The organism is Microbacterium sp. S308A+, from assembly GCF_049800815.1.
GTDB lineage: Bacteria > Actinomycetota > Actinomycetes > Actinomycetales > Microbacteriaceae > Microbacterium.
In genome coordinates, this window is sequence record NZ_JBNAFT010000002.1 from 463,199 (window position 1) to 479,589 (window position 16,391).

Annotated in this window: 12 protein-coding genes and 1 pseudogene; 8 read left to right on the forward strand and 5 right to left on the reverse strand. The window is 71.3% G+C overall.

Going from position 1 to position 16,391, the window contains the following annotated elements; all coding sequences use genetic code 11:
* Nucleotides 1–155: 155 nt before the first annotated feature.
* Nucleotides 156–1,385: pseudogene (locus ACP15J_RS07940) on the reverse strand (FAD-binding protein); the annotation flags it as partial.
* Nucleotides 1,386–1,420: 35 nt separating this feature from the next.
* Here ACP15J_RS07940 and ACP15J_RS07945 point away from each other — a divergent pair.
* Complete coding sequence (locus ACP15J_RS07945) at nt 1,421–2,350, forward strand: LysR family transcriptional regulator (RefSeq protein ID WP_424936470.1); 930 nt, start codon at nt 1,421–1,423, stop codon at nt 2,348–2,350.
* A 36-nt stretch (nt 2,351–2,386) separates the two neighbouring features.
* Here the strand turns inward: ACP15J_RS07945 and ACP15J_RS07950 are convergent, their stop codons facing one another.
* A complete protein-coding gene (locus ACP15J_RS07950; protein WP_424980915.1) occupies nt 2,387–5,206 on the reverse strand; it encodes an FAD-binding and (Fe-S)-binding domain-containing protein in 2,820 nt (939 codons plus the stop codon).
* A 49-nt stretch (nt 5,207–5,255) separates the two neighbouring features.
* Nucleotides 5,256–6,116, reverse strand: coding sequence for a MurR/RpiR family transcriptional regulator (locus tag ACP15J_RS07955; protein WP_424936472.1), 861 nt, complete (start codon nt 6,114–6,116; stop codon nt 5,256–5,258).
* Nucleotides 6,117–6,162: 46 nt separating this feature from the next.
* On the opposite strand from ACP15J_RS07955, the gene ACP15J_RS07960 reads away from it, so the two are divergent.
* From ACP15J_RS07960 to ACP15J_RS07975, 4 genes are all read left to right on the forward strand, one after another.
* Entirely contained in the window at nt 6,163–7,104 is a 942-nt protein-coding gene (locus ACP15J_RS07960) for an N-acetylglucosamine kinase (protein WP_424936473.1), read from the forward strand.
* The gene (gene murQ, locus ACP15J_RS07965) at nt 7,094–8,029 is read left to right on the forward strand and encodes an N-acetylmuramic acid 6-phosphate etherase (protein ID WP_424936474.1); all 936 of its coding nucleotides are present in this window, start codon (nt 7,094–7,096) and stop codon (nt 8,027–8,029) included. Before ACP15J_RS07960 ends, murQ begins: the two co-directional genes overlap by 11 nt.
* A gap of 149 nt (nt 8,030–8,178) precedes the next feature.
* Nucleotides 8,179–9,633 carry a glyceraldehyde-3-phosphate dehydrogenase gene (locus ACP15J_RS07970; protein ID WP_424936475.1) on the forward strand — a complete coding sequence of 485 codons (1,455 nt, stop codon included), beginning with the start codon at nt 8,179–8,181 and terminating at the stop codon, nt 9,631–9,633.
* Nucleotides 9,634–9,683: 50 nt separating this feature from the next.
* On the forward strand, nt 9,684–10,763 hold the full coding sequence (locus tag ACP15J_RS07975) for a winged helix DNA-binding domain-containing protein (RefSeq protein WP_424936476.1): 1,080 nt from the start codon (nt 9,684–9,686) through the stop codon (nt 10,761–10,763).
* 64 nt (nt 10,764–10,827) lie between these two features.
* On the opposite strand, the gene ACP15J_RS07980 is transcribed toward ACP15J_RS07975, so the two are convergent.
* Nucleotides 10,828–12,270, reverse strand: coding sequence for a helix-turn-helix domain-containing protein (locus tag ACP15J_RS07980; RefSeq protein WP_424936477.1), 1,443 nt, complete (start codon nt 12,268–12,270; stop codon nt 10,828–10,830).
* 109 nt (nt 12,271–12,379) lie between these two features.
* Between ACP15J_RS07980 and ACP15J_RS07985 the strand changes: the two genes are divergently transcribed.
* A complete protein-coding gene (locus ACP15J_RS07985) occupies nt 12,380–14,242 on the forward strand; it encodes a phosphoenolpyruvate carboxykinase (GTP) (RefSeq protein WP_424936478.1) in 1,863 nt (620 codons plus the stop codon).
* 133 nt (nt 14,243–14,375) lie between these two features.
* On the opposite strand, the gene ACP15J_RS07990 is transcribed toward ACP15J_RS07985, so the two are convergent.
* Nucleotides 14,376–14,585, reverse strand: coding sequence for a helix-turn-helix domain-containing protein (locus tag ACP15J_RS07990; RefSeq protein WP_424936479.1), 210 nt, complete (start codon nt 14,583–14,585; stop codon nt 14,376–14,378).
* A 116-nt stretch (nt 14,586–14,701) separates the two neighbouring features.
* Between ACP15J_RS07990 and ACP15J_RS07995 the strand changes: the two genes are divergently transcribed.
* Nucleotides 14,702–15,784, forward strand: coding sequence for an LD-carboxypeptidase (locus tag ACP15J_RS07995; RefSeq protein ID WP_424936480.1), 1,083 nt, complete (start codon nt 14,702–14,704; stop codon nt 15,782–15,784).
* On the forward strand, nt 15,781–16,380 hold the full coding sequence (locus ACP15J_RS08000; RefSeq protein ID WP_424936481.1) for a gamma carbonic anhydrase family protein: 600 nt from the start codon (nt 15,781–15,783) through the stop codon (nt 16,378–16,380). The genes ACP15J_RS07995 and ACP15J_RS08000 overlap by 4 nt, the downstream gene beginning before the upstream one ends.
* Nucleotides 16,381–16,391 lie beyond the last annotated feature (11 nt).

Here is a 16,391-nt window from a genome sequence, read left to right on the forward strand (position 1 = left end):
TCCGGGCCGTCGGCGGCGAGGAGATCGTCGATCTCGGCGCGGGCCTGCGCGACGGCGGCGGGGGAGCGTCGCGGCGCGTCGGCGTCCCTCGCCCGGGACGCGGCGGCACGGCCGACGATCCGCCCGAACACGAGCAGCTCGATGAGGGAGTTCCCCCCGAGCCGGTTGGCGCCGTGCAGTCCGCTGGCGGCCTCGCCGATCGCGTAGAGGCCGTCCACGTCGGTCCGGTGGTCCTCGGGATGCACCCAGACGCCGCCCATCGAGTAGTGCGCGGTCGGGGCGATCTCGATCGGATCGGTCGTGATGTCGAGCATCTGCAGCTCGAGCATCGTCTGGTAGACGCGGGGGAGCCGCGTCATGATCGTCTCGCGGGGGAGGTGCGAGACGTCCAGCCAGACGCCGCCGCGGGGCGTCCCCCGTCCCTCCGCGATCTCGGTGAAGGCCGCGAGGGCGACGCGGTCGCGGGTGGAGAGCTCCATCCGCTCCGGGTCGTAGCGCGACATGAAGCGCTCGCCGAGCGCGTTGCGGAGGATCCCGCCCTCGCCCCGCGCGGCCTCGGACACGAGGGTCCCCGCGGCGTCCTCCGGCTCGATGATCCCGGACGGATGGAACTGCACGAGCTCGGGGTCGCGGATCCGTCCGCCGGCCTCGACGGCGAGGCGGAACGAGTCTCCGGTGTTCTCGTCGCGGCGGGACGAGGTGCGGCGCCAGATGCGGTTGTGGCCGCCGGCGGCGAGGATGACCGCATCGGCGCGGATGAGATAGCGCGTGCCGTCGACGAGGTCGAACCCGTACGCGCCGAAGACCGTGCCGTCGTCCACGAGCAGACGCGTGACGTACACGGTGTCCATGATCGGGATCCGCAGCTCCTCGGCCCGGTCGACGAGGGTGCGCTGGATCTCCAGCCCGGTGTAGTCCCCCGCGAAGGCCGTGCGGCGATAGGTGTGTGCGCCGAAGAACCGCTGCGAGATGCGACCGTCGTCCTCACGGGCGAAGTTCATCCCGTAGCGTTCGAGGTCGCGGATGCCATCCTCCGCGCCCTGGGTCACGATCTGGACCGTGCGCGGGTCGGCGAGGAAGTAGCTCTCCTTGATGGTGTCCGCGGCGTGCTGCTGCCAGCTGTCGGCGGGGTCCATGGTGCCGAGAGCCGCGTTGATGCCGCCGGCGGCGAGGGAGGTGTGCGCGTCGTGCCGGGGGCGTTTGCCCACCGCGATCACGTCGACCCCTTGTTCGGCTGCCTCGATGGCGGCGCGCAGGCCGGACCCGCCGGTGCCGATGACGAGGACGGAGGTGGAGACGAGGCGTTCTGCTCCCGGAGCGCCCGGGGTGCGCGTGTGCTTCATGCGATCAACGCTAGAAGCGGCGTACTCATTACTCCAATGCATAATCCTGGTCGTATCGATGCGGCTAAGCTATGGTTATGAACCTCGAACAGCTCCGCGGCTTCGTCGAGGTCGCTCGCACCGGCAGCTTCACCAGGGCGGCCGCCGATCTGCACCTGGCCCAGCCCTCGTTGAGCCGGCAGATCTCCACCCTGGAGCGCGAGCTCGGCTCGGACCTTTTCCATCGGGCGCGCGGCAACATCGCGCTCACCTCGGCGGGGGAGACGCTTCTGCCCTATGCGCGGCGCATGCTCGCCGATGCAGAGGCGGTGCGTCAGGAGATGGACGAGATCGCCGGGCTGCGGCAGGGAAGGGTGCGCCTCGGCACCCCGCCGTCATTGTGCGCGAGCATCGTCGCGGAGGCGCTCGCCGCCTTCCGGATCGCCCATCCCGGGGTCGCGATCGAGATCGTCGAGCGCGGATCCCGGGGGCTCATCGCCGCGCTCGGCGAGGGCGCGCTGGATCTCGCCCTCGTGACCTCCTCGGATGCGGACGCCGTCATCCCGGTGAGCCTCACACGCATGGCGCTGCTCAACGAGGAGCTCGTGGTCGTCTCGGCAGCCTCACATCCGCCGCTGATCGGCCGCGGGCCGCTCATGCTCGCCGACGTCGCGCGGATCCCCCAGGTCGCGTTCCCGCGCAGCTACGACCTGCGGGCCACGACGGACGCGGCCTTCGCCGCTGCGGGGCTCACGCCGGCCATCGTCGTGGACGGCCCCGAGATGGACGCGGTCCTGCGTTTCGTGGAGCGGGGCGTGGGGATCGCGATCATCCCGGCGACCATGAGCATCGGGCGGGACGGGCTGCGGGCCACTCCGCTCGCGTCGCCGCGGCTCAGCCGCACGGTGAGTCTCGCACACCGAGCCGACGTCCGGCCCACCAGGGCGGCGGCGGTCATGCGGGACACGATCGTGGCGACCGCCGACGCCCTCGTCGGCGCGGGCGCCTTCGTCACGCGCGCCGACTGACCGGCCCCGAGGCGCGGCGCGGGACCGGCGGCCGGATCAGCGGGACGCGGCGGCGGCGAGCACCTCGACGATGCCCCGATAGGGACGCTCGGCGGCCCGGCTCATCCCGAGCTCGCATGCGCGGTTGCACGATGCGTGCAGCTCGGCGTCGATCTCGCGCACCTCGGCCGCCTCGGCCGCGGTCGCGGATGCGGTGAGCTCGGGGTGGAGCATCCCGCGGTCGCCCGCGAAGGCGCAACAGCCCCAGGCGTCCGGCACATGGACCTCTTCGGCCACGGCGCCGGCCAGGGCGAGCAACGCCGGGGTCGATCCCAGATGAGTGGAGGAGCACGTCGGATGGACCGTGATCGAGGCGGCGCGCGGGAGATCGCCGAGCGCGGGGAGCACACGGTCACGCAGGAATGCGACGCCGTCCACGATCTGCAGCGGCTCGGCGCTCGGAGCGTCGCGGAGGAGCCCGAGGAAGCCCTCCGTGCAGGAGGACGCGTCGCACACGACCGGGATCGCCCCCTCGCGGGAGGCCGCGACGACGGCGGCGACCACACGGTCCTGCATGCGCTGCTTCCCCGGACGGTACCCCTTGGAGGACCACGGGGTGCCGCAGCACAGCGCGTCGATGCCGTCGGGGACGTGCAGGCGCACGCCCGCCTGGGCGCACAGGTCCTGGAAGCTGCGCTGGAGCCCCGGCCCCTCGCCGGCCGGCCCGAACATCGCGCTCTGACAGGACGGCAGGTATACCGCGTCGGCCTCTCCGGCAGGCGTCGAGACGGCGACGGATCCGCGACGGGTGCCTCCGCCGGGAAGGTCCTCGCTCCACAACGGAAGGGTGTCCGCGCCGAGGACGGCTCTGGCCGCCGTGTTCGCGATCGTGACGAGCGGCGCCGGCGTCGCCTTCGCCACGGAGAGGGCGGTCGCCGCGGTGCGCGTCATCGTGCCCCAATGTCCGGCCGCCGCGTTCCACACCGTGGCGGCCGGCGCCTTCGCGCGCTCCGCCCTGAGCCGCCGGACGAGGTCCCCGGTGTTGATCAGCACCGGGCACGCGGTCTGGCACATGCCGTCGACGGCGCAGGTCTCCACGCCGTCGTAGCGGTAGGAGTCGTCCAGCTCGGCGGCGAGCGCGGTGTCGCCCGCCGCGCGCGCCTGCTCAGCGGCACGGCGCACGACGATCCGCTGCCGCGGGGTGAGGGTGAGATCTCGGCTCGGGCAGACCGGCTCGCAGTAGCCGCACTCGACGCAGCGGTCCACCTCCTCCTCCACCGGCACGGGCACCTTGATGTCGCGCAGGTGTGCCTCGTCGTCATCGGTCAGCAGCACTCCGGGGTTCAGGATCCCCCGCGGGTCGCAGGCCCGCTTGAGCTCCTGCATCACCGCGTAGAGCTCGTCGCCGTACTGGCGCCTGACGAACGGGGCCATCGCTCGACCGGTGCCGTGCTCGGCCTTGAGCACTCCGCCCTGTGCGAGGACGAGGTCGACCATGTCGTCGGTGAACGCCGCCAGCCGTGTCCTCCCCTCCACGGTGTCGAAGCGGTCGGTGATCATGAAGTGGATGTTCCCGTCCTTGGCGTGGCCGAAGATGACGGATCCGACGTACCCGTGCGCGTCGAAGAGCGCGGTGAGGGCTGTGCAGGTGTCGGCCAGACGTTCGACCGGGACGGCGACGTCCTCCAGCAGTGCCGTGGTGCCGGAAGGGCGGGCGCCCGCGATCGTGGTGTAGAGACCCTTCCGGATCTGCCAGAGCCCGGCGCGTGTCGCGGCATTGCTCGAGAACGTGGCGGGAAGCGTGAGGGAGAGGGCGGGGAGGAGGGTGTCGGCGTCGGCGATCCGTGCCCGCAACGCCTCCTCGTCCGGCTCCTGGTACTCGACGAGGAGGGCCGCGTGCTCCGCGACCTCCAGCGCCGCGATCCCGCCCGCCGGGTCCGGCGTCGTCCGGGCGACGCGCAGGCTCGCCGCGTCCATGAGCTCGATCGCGGCCGGACCCGTGGCGACGAGCGAGGGAAGGGCCTCGGTAGCCTTGCGCAGCGACGGGAAGACGAGGAGCGCGGTGGCGACCCGCGGATGCGCGGGGACGGTGCGGAAGACCGCCTCGGCGACGAATCCGAGAGTTCCCTCGCTGCCCACGAGCAGGTGGGCGAGGATGTCGACTGGGTCGTCGAAGTCGAGGAAAGCGTTGACGCCGTAGCCGATCGTGTTCTTGATCGCGAAGAGCCGCCTGATGGTCGCGACCGACGCGGCGTCGGCCCGCACCCGGTCACGGAGTCCGGCGAGGGCGTCGTGGAGAGCGGGGCGGGCGGCGCGGAGGCGCGCGTCGGCGTCGGGGACGGCGGTGTCCAGCGTCGTCCCGTCGGCGAGGACCATGGTCATCGAGGCGATGGTGCGGTACGTGTTCTGCTCCGTGCCGCAGGACATGCCGCTCGAGTTGTTCGCCACCACGCCGCCGATCGTGCACGCGATCTCGCTCGCCGGGTCGGGGCCGAGCTTACGCCCGTGCCGCGCGAGCCGTGCGTTGACCTGCCGGACCGTCGCCCCCGGCTGGACGCGTACGAGCGCGCCGTCGTCCTCGATCACGATCCGGCGGAACGCGCGGCGTGTGTCGATCTGGACTCCGTCGGCACTCGCCTGGCCGCTCAGGCTCGTGCCACCGGAGCGGAAGGCGATGGGGGTGCCGGCGTCGTTCGCCGCGGCGAGCACGCGCGCGACCGCCTCGGCGTCCTCGGCGACGACGACCGCGCGCGGGAGCAGCAGGTAGTGCGAGGCGTCATGCGCGGCCGCGTGTCGGTCGATCGCGCGGTCGCGCACGGCCTCCGTGCCGAGGAGGGCGCGGAGCTCGTCGATGAGGGGATCGGTGGCGGAGGGGATGGACACGGGTCTTCTCCAGGGGGGGCGTCGGGGCGTCGGGGCACGGATGTCAGATGCGACGCAGGGAGGCGGTGGCGTCGCGGGAGCGTCTGAGGGCGTCGATCGTCTCGTCGTGGCGGCGCTGGGCGGCTCCGATGAAGACCGCGTCGACGACGGCGAGCTGCGCCATCCGGCTCACCATCGCGCCGGCCCGGAACGCCGATTCCCTGGCGTAGGTGAACAGGACGTGGTCGGCGGTGTGCGCCAGCGCGGACGAGGGGGAGGAGGTGACGCCGATCGTGGTGGCGCCCCCCTCGTGCGCGGTGGCCACGAACCGTACGGTCTCGTCGGTCGCTCCGGAATGGGAGAAGGCGATCGCGACCGTGCGGGGGGCAGGGACGGCGGCCGAGGAGAGCGCCTCGTGCGGGTCGGCGAGGACGATCGCGCTCCGTCCGATCCGGAGGAGCTTGTGGCCGAGGTCCGCCGCGACGTACCAGCTCGCGCCGATCCCGTAGAGGAGGATCCGGTCCGCGCCGTCCACGGCGTCCACGACGGCCTCGAGCACGGTGTCGTCGAGGCGGGCGATCGTCTCTTCCAGGGCGAGGCGTTCCAGCGCGGCGAGCTTCTCGACCGCCTCCCGCAGCGAGTCCTCGGCACGGATGTCCGAGCCGTAGTCCGCGGATCCGGTGAACTGGGCGGACTCCCGTCCGAGCTCCGAGGCGAGGGCTCGACGCAGCTCTCCGTAGCCGCCGAGTCCGATCGCACGGCAGAAACGCACGACGGAGGCGACGGAGGACCCGCACGCCTCGGCGAGCTCGGTGATCGTCATCTCGACAGCCATGCCGGGACGCTCGCGGATCGCGACGGCGATGCGCGACTGGGACGGCGGGAGCGTGGCGGACGCGGCGTCGATCGTGGTCTGGATGCTCACCTGAAACATTGTTCCATTCAATGGGTCAATTATGTAGCATGTTTCCATGCATGTCTCGGCGACCGTCGCCGTCGACCTCGGGAAGTCGCGTTGCCGACTCGCCGTCGAGGGCGACGGCCCCCGCATCTTCCGCGACGGTCCCGGCACGCCGGGGCTGGCCGTCGATGGCGGTGTGGAGCAGGCGGTCGCGGCGATCCGTGGCCTGCTGCAGGAGGCGCTCGTCGCGCTCTCGGACGCGCCCTCGTTGCGCGTGGGCGTCGGTGCCGCGGGTGCGCTCGCCGACCCTGATGCCTCGGCCCTGCTTGCGGCGATCCTGGCCGACGCCGTCGGCGCCCCCGTCGCCGTCGCCTCCGACGTCGTGACCGCGCACGCCGGCGCGCTGCGCGGCGGACCGGGGGTCCTGCTCATCGCGGGGACCGGCGCGGTGGGGTTCGGGGTCGACGAACACGGCGCACGGCAGGCCGACGGCTGGGGCCCCGAGCTCGGCGACCTCGGCAGCGGCTCCTGGCTCGGGCGGGAGGCGGCTCGCGCCGTGCTTCGCGCTCGAGACGGGCTGGGGCCGGAGACCGCGCTCGCCGCCGCGTTCGCGGACCACCTCGGCGCCGCGGACTCTCCGATCACCTGGCTCGCAGGCGACACGCCGATCGCTCGACGGCTCGCGACCGCGGCGCCTCTCGTGCTCGACCTGGCGGATGCGGGAGACCCGGTGTCCGTCGCGATCCGGGACGAGGGCGTCCGCCTGCTCGCGGCCACGGCGCGCGCCGCGACCACGCACCTTGCGGCGGACGGGGACAGGACGCCTTCTGCGGCTGTCGCCCTCCACGGCGGCCTCCTCGACCATTCCGGCTATCGCGCCGCGGTCTCCGAGGCGCTCGCCGCCCATGATCTCGACGTCCGCCCCTCCTCGGGCGACGCCCTCACCGGTGCGGCGATGATCGCCGAGAACCGGGCTCCCCTCCACGAAAGGTTCGTGCACCGTGCAGGATGACGTCGTCCACCTCCGAGATCTCATCGACGAGCTGGCAGGCCTCGCCACCGAGACCGCCGACACCGGGCGAGGCGATCTCGACCTTCTGCCCACGATCGACCTCGTCCGGCGCATGAACGCCGAGGACGCCCGCGTCCCCGGTGCCGTCGCCGCGCAGGCGGAACGGATCGCGGAGGCCATCGACGCCATCACCGCACGGTTCCGTCGAGGCGGCCGCTTGATCTACCTCGGCGCGGGGACGGCGGGACGCATCGGCGTGCTCGACGCCTCGGAGTGCCCGCCGACCTTCGGCACGGATCCGTCACAGGTGGTCGGCATCATCGCCGGAGGGGACGTCGCCATCCGCTCCGCGGTCGAGAACGCCGAGGACGACGCCGAGGAGGCGGTGTCCGCGCTCCGCGCCCTGGGCGTGCGCGCCGAGGACACGGTGGTCGGCATCTCGGCCTCGGGCCGGACGCCGTACGTCCTCGGCGGGCTCGCCGCGGCGCGCGCGGCCGGGGCGTTGACGGTGGCGGTCGCCGCGAACGCCTCCTCGGCGATCGGTGCCGCGGCCGACATCGCGATCGACGTGGAGGTCGGGCCGGAGTTCCTCACCGGCTCGACCCGTCTGAAGTCGGGGACGGCGCAGAAGCTCGTCGTCAACATGCTCTCGACACTGTCGATGATCAAGCTCGGCAAGACCTACCAGGGCGTGATGGTGGACCTCCTCGCGACCAACGAGAAGCTGCGGGCGCGCTCGGTGCGCACGATCACCCAGCTCACCGGATGCTCGATCGACGAGGCGGTCGCCGCGCTCGGCCGTGCGGAGGGGTCGGTGAAACTCGCCCTCCTCCTGCTGATCTCCGGGGCTGAGCCCGAGACGGCGCGCACGGCGCTCGCGGCGTCGGGCGGTCTCCTGCGCGAGGCGATCGCCGTGCTCGCCTGAGCGCGGGTGCGTGAGCCTGGCTTCTGGCGCGTTCCTGAACGAGGGACGTCCGGAGGGACGCCGCGCGCCGCGTACCCTTGGTGAGGGACGATCCGCCCTCACCACCGCGCCGGCATCCCACGGCGCACGAATCGCATGCAAGGACGCTGATGAACGATTTCGCGGCACACCGCGACGACTGGAACGCACGGGAAGAGCTGGCGGAGCGGATGATCCCGCTCATCGGCGGGCTGAAGCGGGACCACGACGTGGTCACCTCGCTGCACGGCCATCGCCTGCTCGGGCTCTCGACGACCGGGCTGCTCGAGGTGCACGAGCGGATCGCCGGCCTCGGCCACGGCGAGGCCGCGCTCAAGGACACCCTCGCGGTGCTCGAGGCTCTTCGCGACCTCGCCCCCTCCGCCTCCTCCCTCGACGTCGCGCGACTGGCTGCGGGAGCGGCTGAGAGCGGGGAGGACCTCCGCACGCATCTGCGGCGCGTGCTCGCCCCCGCCCTCACCGGCGTGGCCGTCGCCGCCGAGCCCACCGATGTCGTCCTCTATGGCTTCGGCCGGATCGGGCGCCTCCTCGCGCGCATCCTCATCGCGCACACCGGCGGAGGGAGCGGTCTGCGGCTGCGGGCGATCGTCGTGCGCAAGGGATCTGAGAACGACCTCGTCAAGCGCGCCTCTCTTCTGCTGCGCGACTCCGTCCACGGCCGTTTCGAGGGGTCAGTGGACGTGGACGAGGCCGCGAACCAGATCATCGCCAACGGGACGCGGATCCAGGTCATCTACTCGGACGACCCCGCCACTGTCGACTACACCGCGTACGGCATCCATGACGCGATCGTGGTCGACAACACCGGCCGCTGGCGCGACGAGGCGGGGCTGCGCCGCCACCTGGAGTCCTCCGGCGTCGCCCGCGTTCTGCTCACGGCCCCGGGCAAGGGCGATCTGAAGAACATCGTGCACGGCATCAACCACGACCGCATCGAGGAAGGCGACCGGATCCTCTCTGCCGCCTCGTGCACGACCAACGCGATCACCCCGGTGCTCAAGGCCGTCGACGAGGCGTACGGGATCGTGCGCGGTCACGTCGAGACCGTCCACTCCTTCACGAACGACCAGAACCTCATCGACAACTTCCACAAGGGGGATCGACGTGGCCGGTCGGCGGTGCTGAACATGGTGATCACCGAGACCGGAGCGGCCAAGGCCGTCGCCCGCGCGCTGCCCGAGCTCGCCGGCAAGCTCACGGGCTCGGCGATCCGTGTGCCGACGCCCGACGTCTCCCTCGCCGTGCTGCATCTCGCGCTGGAGAACCCGGCCACCAAGGACGAGCTCAACGACTACCTCCGTCGGGTCTCACTGCACTCGAAGCTGCGTCAGCAGATCGACTATGTGGAGTCGCCCGAGGTCGTCTCGACCGACTTCGTCGGCTCTCATCGTGCGGGGATCGTCGACGGGCTCGCGACCATCGCGAACGACCGGGACGTGGTCCTCTACGTCTGGTACGACAACGAGTACGGCTACTCGTGCCAGGTGGTACGCGTGATCGAGACGATGGCCGGGTCGCATCCCGTCGTGCTGCCGGTGCGGCGCGAGGTGACCCTGCGCGGCTGAAGGCGGCGCTGCCAGCACGGGATGTCGACGGAGCAGGGCAGGATGGGCGCATGAGCACCCTCCTGTCCGAGCGGCTGCGCGCCCATCGGCTCACAGCCCCGGCCTCGACCGTCGTCGGGACGGCGAGGCACATGCTGGCCGTGCAGGCGCAGGACTTCCTGGCAGGACGGTGGGCGCTCGGCGTGCGGACCACCGGCGCCCCGCGCCTGTCCCGTGTCGACGCCGCCTTCGCGCGCGGCGACCTCGTGCGGTCCTGGACCATGCGCGGGACGCTGCACATCGTCCCGGCCGCCGACCTCCGCTGGATGCTGTCGGTGACGGCGGAACGGCAGCTGCGTCAGGCGGCGACCCGGCATCGATCCCTCGGCATCGACGCCGAGATGATCGGCCTCGTCGAGCGCCGACTGCGCGAGCGGCTGGCAGACGGAGGGCGCACCAGGGCTCAGCTCTTCGCCGACATCGAGGAGCTGGGCATCGATCCGGCCGGGCAGCGCGGGGTACATCTCCTCTGCGCGCTGTCGCTGCACGGTGTGCTCGTGCAGGGACCGGTCGTCCGACGGCCGGGCGCGGTGTCCCGTGAGCAGCTGTTCGTCCTCGCCGACGCGCACGTCCCGGAGGCGCCGGAGCCGGACGACCCGCTCGCCGAGTTCTTCATCCGCTACGTCGACGGACACGGTCCGGCCACCGCCGCCGACTTCGCCTGGTGGGCAGGGCTCCCCCTGGGAGTGGCGCGGGAGGCGGTCGAGCGCGCGGCCGGCCGGGTCCGTGAGCCGGAACCGGGGGTCTTCCTGGCTGCGTCCGCGCCCCGCAGAGCGCGCGGCGCGGACGACACCGCTGTCCACGCGCTGCCGATGTTCGATGAGTACTACATCTCCTACGCCGACCGCGGTCCCGTCGCCTCGGCCTCGGCGGCCGCCCTGATCGGGCCGGGGAAGAACGGCATGGTGCGGGCGAGCCTCATCGCGGGCGGCCGGGTCGTCGGCGCTTGGGCGCACTCCGCGGCCGTGGGACGCCATCGCGAGGATCCGGTGGCCGAGCTCTTCGCCGCGCTCGGCGAGCCGGTGGCCGCCGTCGTCGCGCCGGAGGACGTCTCGGCCGCTCTCCGGCGCTATGCCGACTTCCTCGCCTGACCGACCCGACGGCGCACCCGGAACCGTCGCCTGCGCGCTGCCTCGCCGTGCCGTCGCGCTGCCGCTATTCGCCGGCGTGACGATCGAGGAACGAGTAGACCTCGTTGTCGTCGACGCCGGGGAACGCGCCGCGGGGGAGCGGGGAGAACATGTGGGTGTGCACCCGGGCGCTCGGCCAGGCCTTTCCGGCCCATCGCGTCGCGATCCCGTCCGGCGCGCGACGACAGCAGGAGTCGTCCGGGCAGGTCGAGGTCGCCCGATGCGTCGTCTCCCTGCCGCGCCACCACCGGGCGTCGTCGAAGGGCACCCCGACCGTGATCGAGAAGCCTCCGCCGTCGGCCGAGCCGGTCTGGGTGGAGCACCAGAACGTCCCGGAGGGCGTGTCGGTGTATTGATAGTGCTCCGTGGTGCGGTTCTGCTGACTGAACGCGGCACGCGCCGAGAACTTCCGGCACACGCGCTGGCCCTCCACGGCGCCGGTGACGTCCATGGGGAGGGGGAGGTCGTCGTTCTCGTAGACGCGGGTGATCGCGCCGGTCTCGTCCACCCGGAGGAAGTGCAGCCGCATGCCGAGGTGCTCGGTGAGGAGGTTGGTCATCCGCATCCCCGCGGCCTCATGCGTGACCCCGAAGGCGTCGCGGAAGTCCTCGACGGCGAGGTTCCGGTCCTTCTTCGCCTGCTGCAGGAAGGCGACGCCCGCCGTCTCCGGGATGAGGCAGCAGGCCGCGAAGTAGTTGATCTCCAGACGCTGCTGGAGGAAGTCGGCGTAGTCGGTCGGAGGCGTGTGGCCGAGGAGGCGGTGCGCCATCGCCTGCAGCGCCATCGACCGCAGCCCGTGACCGCCGGGGATGGAGGCGGGCGGGAGATAGATCCGGCCGTTCTCCACATCGGTGACCGACCGGGTCGAGTGCGGGAGGTCGTCGACGTACAGGAGCTCGAAGCCCAGCTGCTCGGCCATGATGCTCACGGTCCGGTGCGTGAGCGCCCCCGTGCTGTGCCCTGCGGCCTTGAGCTGCTTCTCTGCCAGCTGCTCGATCTGCGGCAGGTGGTTGTTGTGCTCGCGCATCCGCACGCGGAGCTCGGTGTTGGCGCGGCGTGCCTCCTCCGGCGTCGCGATCGCCTCGCGTTCGCGACGATGCAGCTCACGATGCAAGCCGAGAATCGACTCGATCGTCTCGTCTGACATGCCCTTGGTGACCCGGACGGGGGCGACGCCCAGCTGACGGAACACCGAGCTGCGCTGCGCATGCTCCAGCTCGATCTCGAGCGCGGCGCGACGGTTGGGCGGCTCGTTCGAGATGAGGTCGGAGACCTGCGTGCCCGTCGCCTCGGCGATCGCCTGGAGCAGGGAGAGCTTGGGTTCCCTCTTGCCGTTCTCGATGAGGCTGAGCTGGGATCCGGCGACGCCGACCGTCGCTCCCAGCTCATCAAGCGTCAGACCGCTCTGCGTGCGGTGATGACGGATGCGGTGTCCGAGGGTCGCGAGCTCGAGTCCGTTGGCAGCCATTCCTTGATGATAGCGAAAGAATCAGATTTCTTATCTGAACTTTCATCCCGAAAGAGTCTCGATAGCGCTCAAGAATGGTCTCAACGCCCGCCTCTTCCAAGGAGCAGACATGGCCATCGCTGAGACGTCCACCCCGCGCACCCCCGCCGTCGCACCCGTGCGTGCGTTCGGCTCGGCGCCCGAGTACGACACTCCGGCGTTCGCCGAGCTCGCCGCCTGGGTCGAGGAGGTCCGCGCCCTCACCCAGCCCGCCGCAGTGCACTGGGTGGACGGCTCACGCGCGGAGAACGACGCGCTTCTGCGTGCGCTCGTGGACGAGGGCAAGCTGATCAAGCTCAACCCCGAGTGGCGTCCGGGCTCCTACCTCGCCCGCTCGCACCCGAGCGACGTCGCCCGCACCGAGGGGCGTACCTTCATCGCCTCCGAGCGCGAGGAGGATGCCGGCCCCACCAACAACTGGGCCGACCCGGCTGTGATGCGCGAGAAGATGAACGGCCTCTTCGAGGGCTCGATGCGCGGTCGCACGATGTACGTCGTGCCGTTCTCCATGGGAGCGGTCGGAGGCCCGCTCTCGCACATCGGCGTCCAGATCACCGACAGCGCCTACGCGGTCGCCTCGATCGGCATCATGACCCGGGTGGGCGCCGCCGTCACGCGGCAGATCGCGGAGGGCGCGCCGTGGGTGCGCACCGTGCACACCGTCGGCGCCCCGCTCGCCCCAGGAGAGACGGACGTCGAGTGGCCCTGCAACGACGAGAAGTACATCGTGCACTTCCCGGAGACGCTCGAGGTCTACTCCTACGGATCCGGCTACGGCGGCAACGCCATCCTCGCGAAGAAATGCTTCGCGCTGCGCATCGCCTCGGTGATCGCCCGCGACGAGGGGTGGCTCGCCGAGCACATGCTCCTGATCCGCGTGATCGATCCGAAGGGGAAGGCCTACCACGTGGCCGCCGCGTTCCCGTCGGCCTGTGGCAAGACCAACCTCGCGATGCTCCGTCCGACCATCCCCGGGTGGCGCGTCGAGACCCTCGGCGACGACATCACCTGGATCCGTCCCGGTGAGGACGGGCGCCTCTGGGCGATCAACCCCGAGGCGGGCTTCTTCGGAGTCGCCCCCGGGACCGGCGAGTCGACGAACGTGACGGCTGTGGAGACGCTCTGGGGCAACACGATCTTCACGAACGTGGCATTGCGCCCAGACGGCGACGTGTGGTGGGAGGGGCTCACCGACGAGGCGCCCGCCGAGCTCATCGACTGGCAGGGGCAGCCCTGGACGCCGGACTCCGGCCGTCCTGCGGCGCATCCGAACTCGCGCTTCACCGTCTCGGCGGCGCAGTGCCCGCAGATCTCAGAAGACTGGGAGCAGGCGGTCCCGCTCGACGTCATCCTCTTCGGCGGGCGGCGGGCGTCCAACGTGCCGCTCATCGTGGAGGCGACGGACTGGACGCACGGCGTGTTCCTCGGCTCGACCATCTCGTCCGAGCGGACCGCCGCTGCGGAGGGGACCGTGGGCGAGCTCCGTCGTGACCCGTTCGCGATGCTGCCCTTCTGCGGCTACAACATGGCCGACTACTTCGGCCACTGGTTGGCAGTGGGCCGCAGCGCCCGTTTCGATCGTGCGCCGAGGATCTTCCAGGTCAACTGGTTCCGCCGCGGCGAGGACGGCCGCTTCCTGTGGCCGGGGTTCGGCGACAACGCCAGGGTCATCGACTGGATCGTCCGTCGCGTCTCCGGCGAGGTCGGCGCGGTGGACAGCCCGATCGGACGCCTGCCAAAGACCGAGGACCTCAACCTCGAGGGGCTCGACATCCCCGAGGCCGATCTCGAGGAGCTGTTCACGGTCGACAGCGAGGCCTGGGGCGCGGAAGCCGATCTGACGGAGGAGTTCTACGACACCTTCGGAGACAAGCTCCCCGCGGCGCTTCGCGCCGAGCTGGCCTCCCTGCGCTACCGGCTCGCGCAAGCCTGAGCCGTGCGTCTCGTCGCCTTCCTCACAGCGGAGGCGGCCCCACGAACCGCGGCGGCGGGATGTCAGGGACGAACAAGCTGAGTGGTCCCCGGCATTCCGTCGCCGCGTCCTGTCATCGCGGAGACGGCTGTGCTCATCGTCTTCCGTACTTCTTGTGCACCGCCTGACGGCTCACGCCGAGAGCGCTGGCGATGGCCTGCCAGGAGTATCCGGCCACGCGTGCACGGCGGACCTGCGTCTCCTCGGCGCGAGCGATCTGGGCGCGGGCCTCGGCGAGCCGGTGCAGCTCTGCCAGCGGCTCGCCCCGGGGATCCATCGTCGAATCGGTGCGCGGAACGGACATCGGGCCTCCTCGGACAACTGCAGCGCTTCCTTCGAAACACTGCAGTCGTCAACTTACATTGACTAAACCGCTTTCGTCAAACAAAGTTGACGAAAGCGGTTTGATTGGATGACTGCATGCTTTTTCCGCTGAAGGCCAGACCGGGCGATCGCATTGCCGTGCTCTCGCCCTCCTTCGCCGCTCCCGCGGTTTCCGTGGCGCTGCATGAGCAGGCCATGGCGCGGTTGCGCCAGACGACCGGCCTCGTCCCCGTCGAGTACCCCACCACTCGGCTGAGGGGGGCAAGTCCGGCAGCCCGGGCGGCTGACGTGAACGCCGCGTTCGCGGATCCCGACATCCGTGCGATCATCGCGACCATCGGCGGAGACGATCAGGTCCTCGTCACCCCGCATCTGGACCCTTCGCTGCCGCGCACCGATCCGAAGCCCTTCCTCGGGTACAGCGACAACACGAACATCCTCTCCTGGCTCTGGCGTAACGGCGTCGCTGCCTTCCACGGCGGCTCGACCCAGATCCATCTCGGCGCCGGGCCGGAGGTCGACAACATTCACGCCCGGTCGCTCCGCGCTGCACTGCTCGAGGGCGGCGCCATCCTTCTCACCGAACCGGGGGAGTCCGAGGACTTCGGGCGCCGGTGGGAGAGCCCCCGCTCGCTCGTCGAGTTCGGAGACCGGAGCGAGAGCGGCTCATGGACCTGGTCGGGGCCGGAGCACCGTGTGGCCGGACGGACGTGGGGCGGTTGCTTCGAGGTGCTCGATCAGCTCGCTCTCGCCGATCGTCTGCCCGCGGCGGGCGAGCTCCGCGGCGCGGTACTCCTGCTGGAGGCGAGCGAGCGGCTGACGTCGGTGGAGACGATCACCTCCTGGGTTCGCGGGCTGGGGGAGAGGGGGATGCTCGCCGAGGTCGCCGGCGTCCTCGTCGCGCGCCCGCCGGTGAGCACCTTCGACGCGGTCCCGCCGGCGGAAGAGGCCCGACGGATGAGGGGCGCCCAGCGCGACGCCGTGGTCGCGGAGATCTCCCGCTACAACCCGGAGGCGGTCGTGTGCGTGGGCGTGCCGTTCGGGCACACCCGCCCGCAGTGGATCCTGCCCTACGGCGGCGAGGTCGTGCTGGACGGGGCGGCTCGGACCGTCACCGCTTGCTACGGCGACGTCGAGGCCGGGACAGGAGCGCGCCGCAGGACTACGCTGACGGGATGATCTACGAGCACCTCGGGGCTCGGCCCCGGATCGACGACACCGCCGTCATCGCGCCGTCCGCCGTGGTCTCCGGCGATGTACGGATCGGCCCGGGATGCCAGGTCCTGCATGGCGCGGTGATCACCGCGGAAGGCGGCCCGATCGTCCTCGGCGAGAATGTGATCGTCATGGAGAACGCGGTCATCCGGGCGAGTGCCACAGGCCCCGTGCACATCGGCGACCACGTGCTGATCGGCCCCGGGGCCTCGGTCTCCGGCGCGACGATCGCGGACGAGGTCTTCCTCGCCACCGGCACCCGAGTCTTCAACGGCGCACGGATCGGCGAGCGCGCGGAGGTGCGGATCAACGCTGTCGTGCACCTGCGCACGACCCTTCCCGCCGACGCCGTCGTGCCGATCGGCTGGGTAGCCGTGGGGGACCCGCTGCGAGTGCTGCCGCCCGACCGGCATCACGAGATCGCGGCGGCCCAGCAGGAGCTCGACTTCCCGGGATACGTCTTCGGCCTTGACCGCGAGACACCGGATCTCATGGTCCAGCTCACCGAGCGCTATGGCCGCTCGCTCGCCCGCCACGCCGACGACCGCGAGATCGGCTGAGCCCTCAGAGC

Excerpts from the sequence above, each read along its gene's own strand:
- ACP15J_RS07945 (WP_424936470.1), top strand. The coding sequence starts at position 1,421 with ATGAACCTCGAACAGCTCCGCGGCTTCGTCGAGGTCGCTCGCACCGGC.
- ACP15J_RS07970 (WP_424936475.1), top strand. The coding sequence starts at position 8,179 with ATGAACGATTTCGCGGCACACCGCGACGACTGGAACGCACGGGAAGAG.
- ACP15J_RS07975 (WP_424936476.1), top strand. The coding sequence starts at position 9,684 with ATGAGCACCCTCCTGTCCGAGCGGCTGCGCGCCCATCGGCTCACAGCC.
- ACP15J_RS07990 (WP_424936479.1), bottom strand. The coding sequence starts at position 14,585 with ATGTCCGTTCCGCGCACCGATTCGACGATGGATCCCCGGGGCGAGCCG.
- ACP15J_RS07985 (WP_424936478.1), top strand. The coding sequence starts at position 12,380 with ATGGCCATCGCTGAGACGTCCACCCCGCGCACCCCCGCCGTCGCACCC.
- ACP15J_RS08000 (WP_424936481.1), top strand. The coding sequence starts at position 15,781 with ATGATCTACGAGCACCTCGGGGCTCGGCCCCGGATCGACGACACCGCC.
- ACP15J_RS07980 (WP_424936477.1), bottom strand. The coding sequence starts at position 12,270 with ATGGCTGCCAACGGACTCGAGCTCGCGACCCTCGGACACCGCATCCGT.
- ACP15J_RS07960 (WP_424936473.1), top strand. The coding sequence starts at position 6,163 with ATGCATGTCTCGGCGACCGTCGCCGTCGACCTCGGGAAGTCGCGTTGC.
- ACP15J_RS07995 (WP_424936480.1), top strand. The coding sequence starts at position 14,702 with ATGCTTTTTCCGCTGAAGGCCAGACCGGGCGATCGCATTGCCGTGCTC.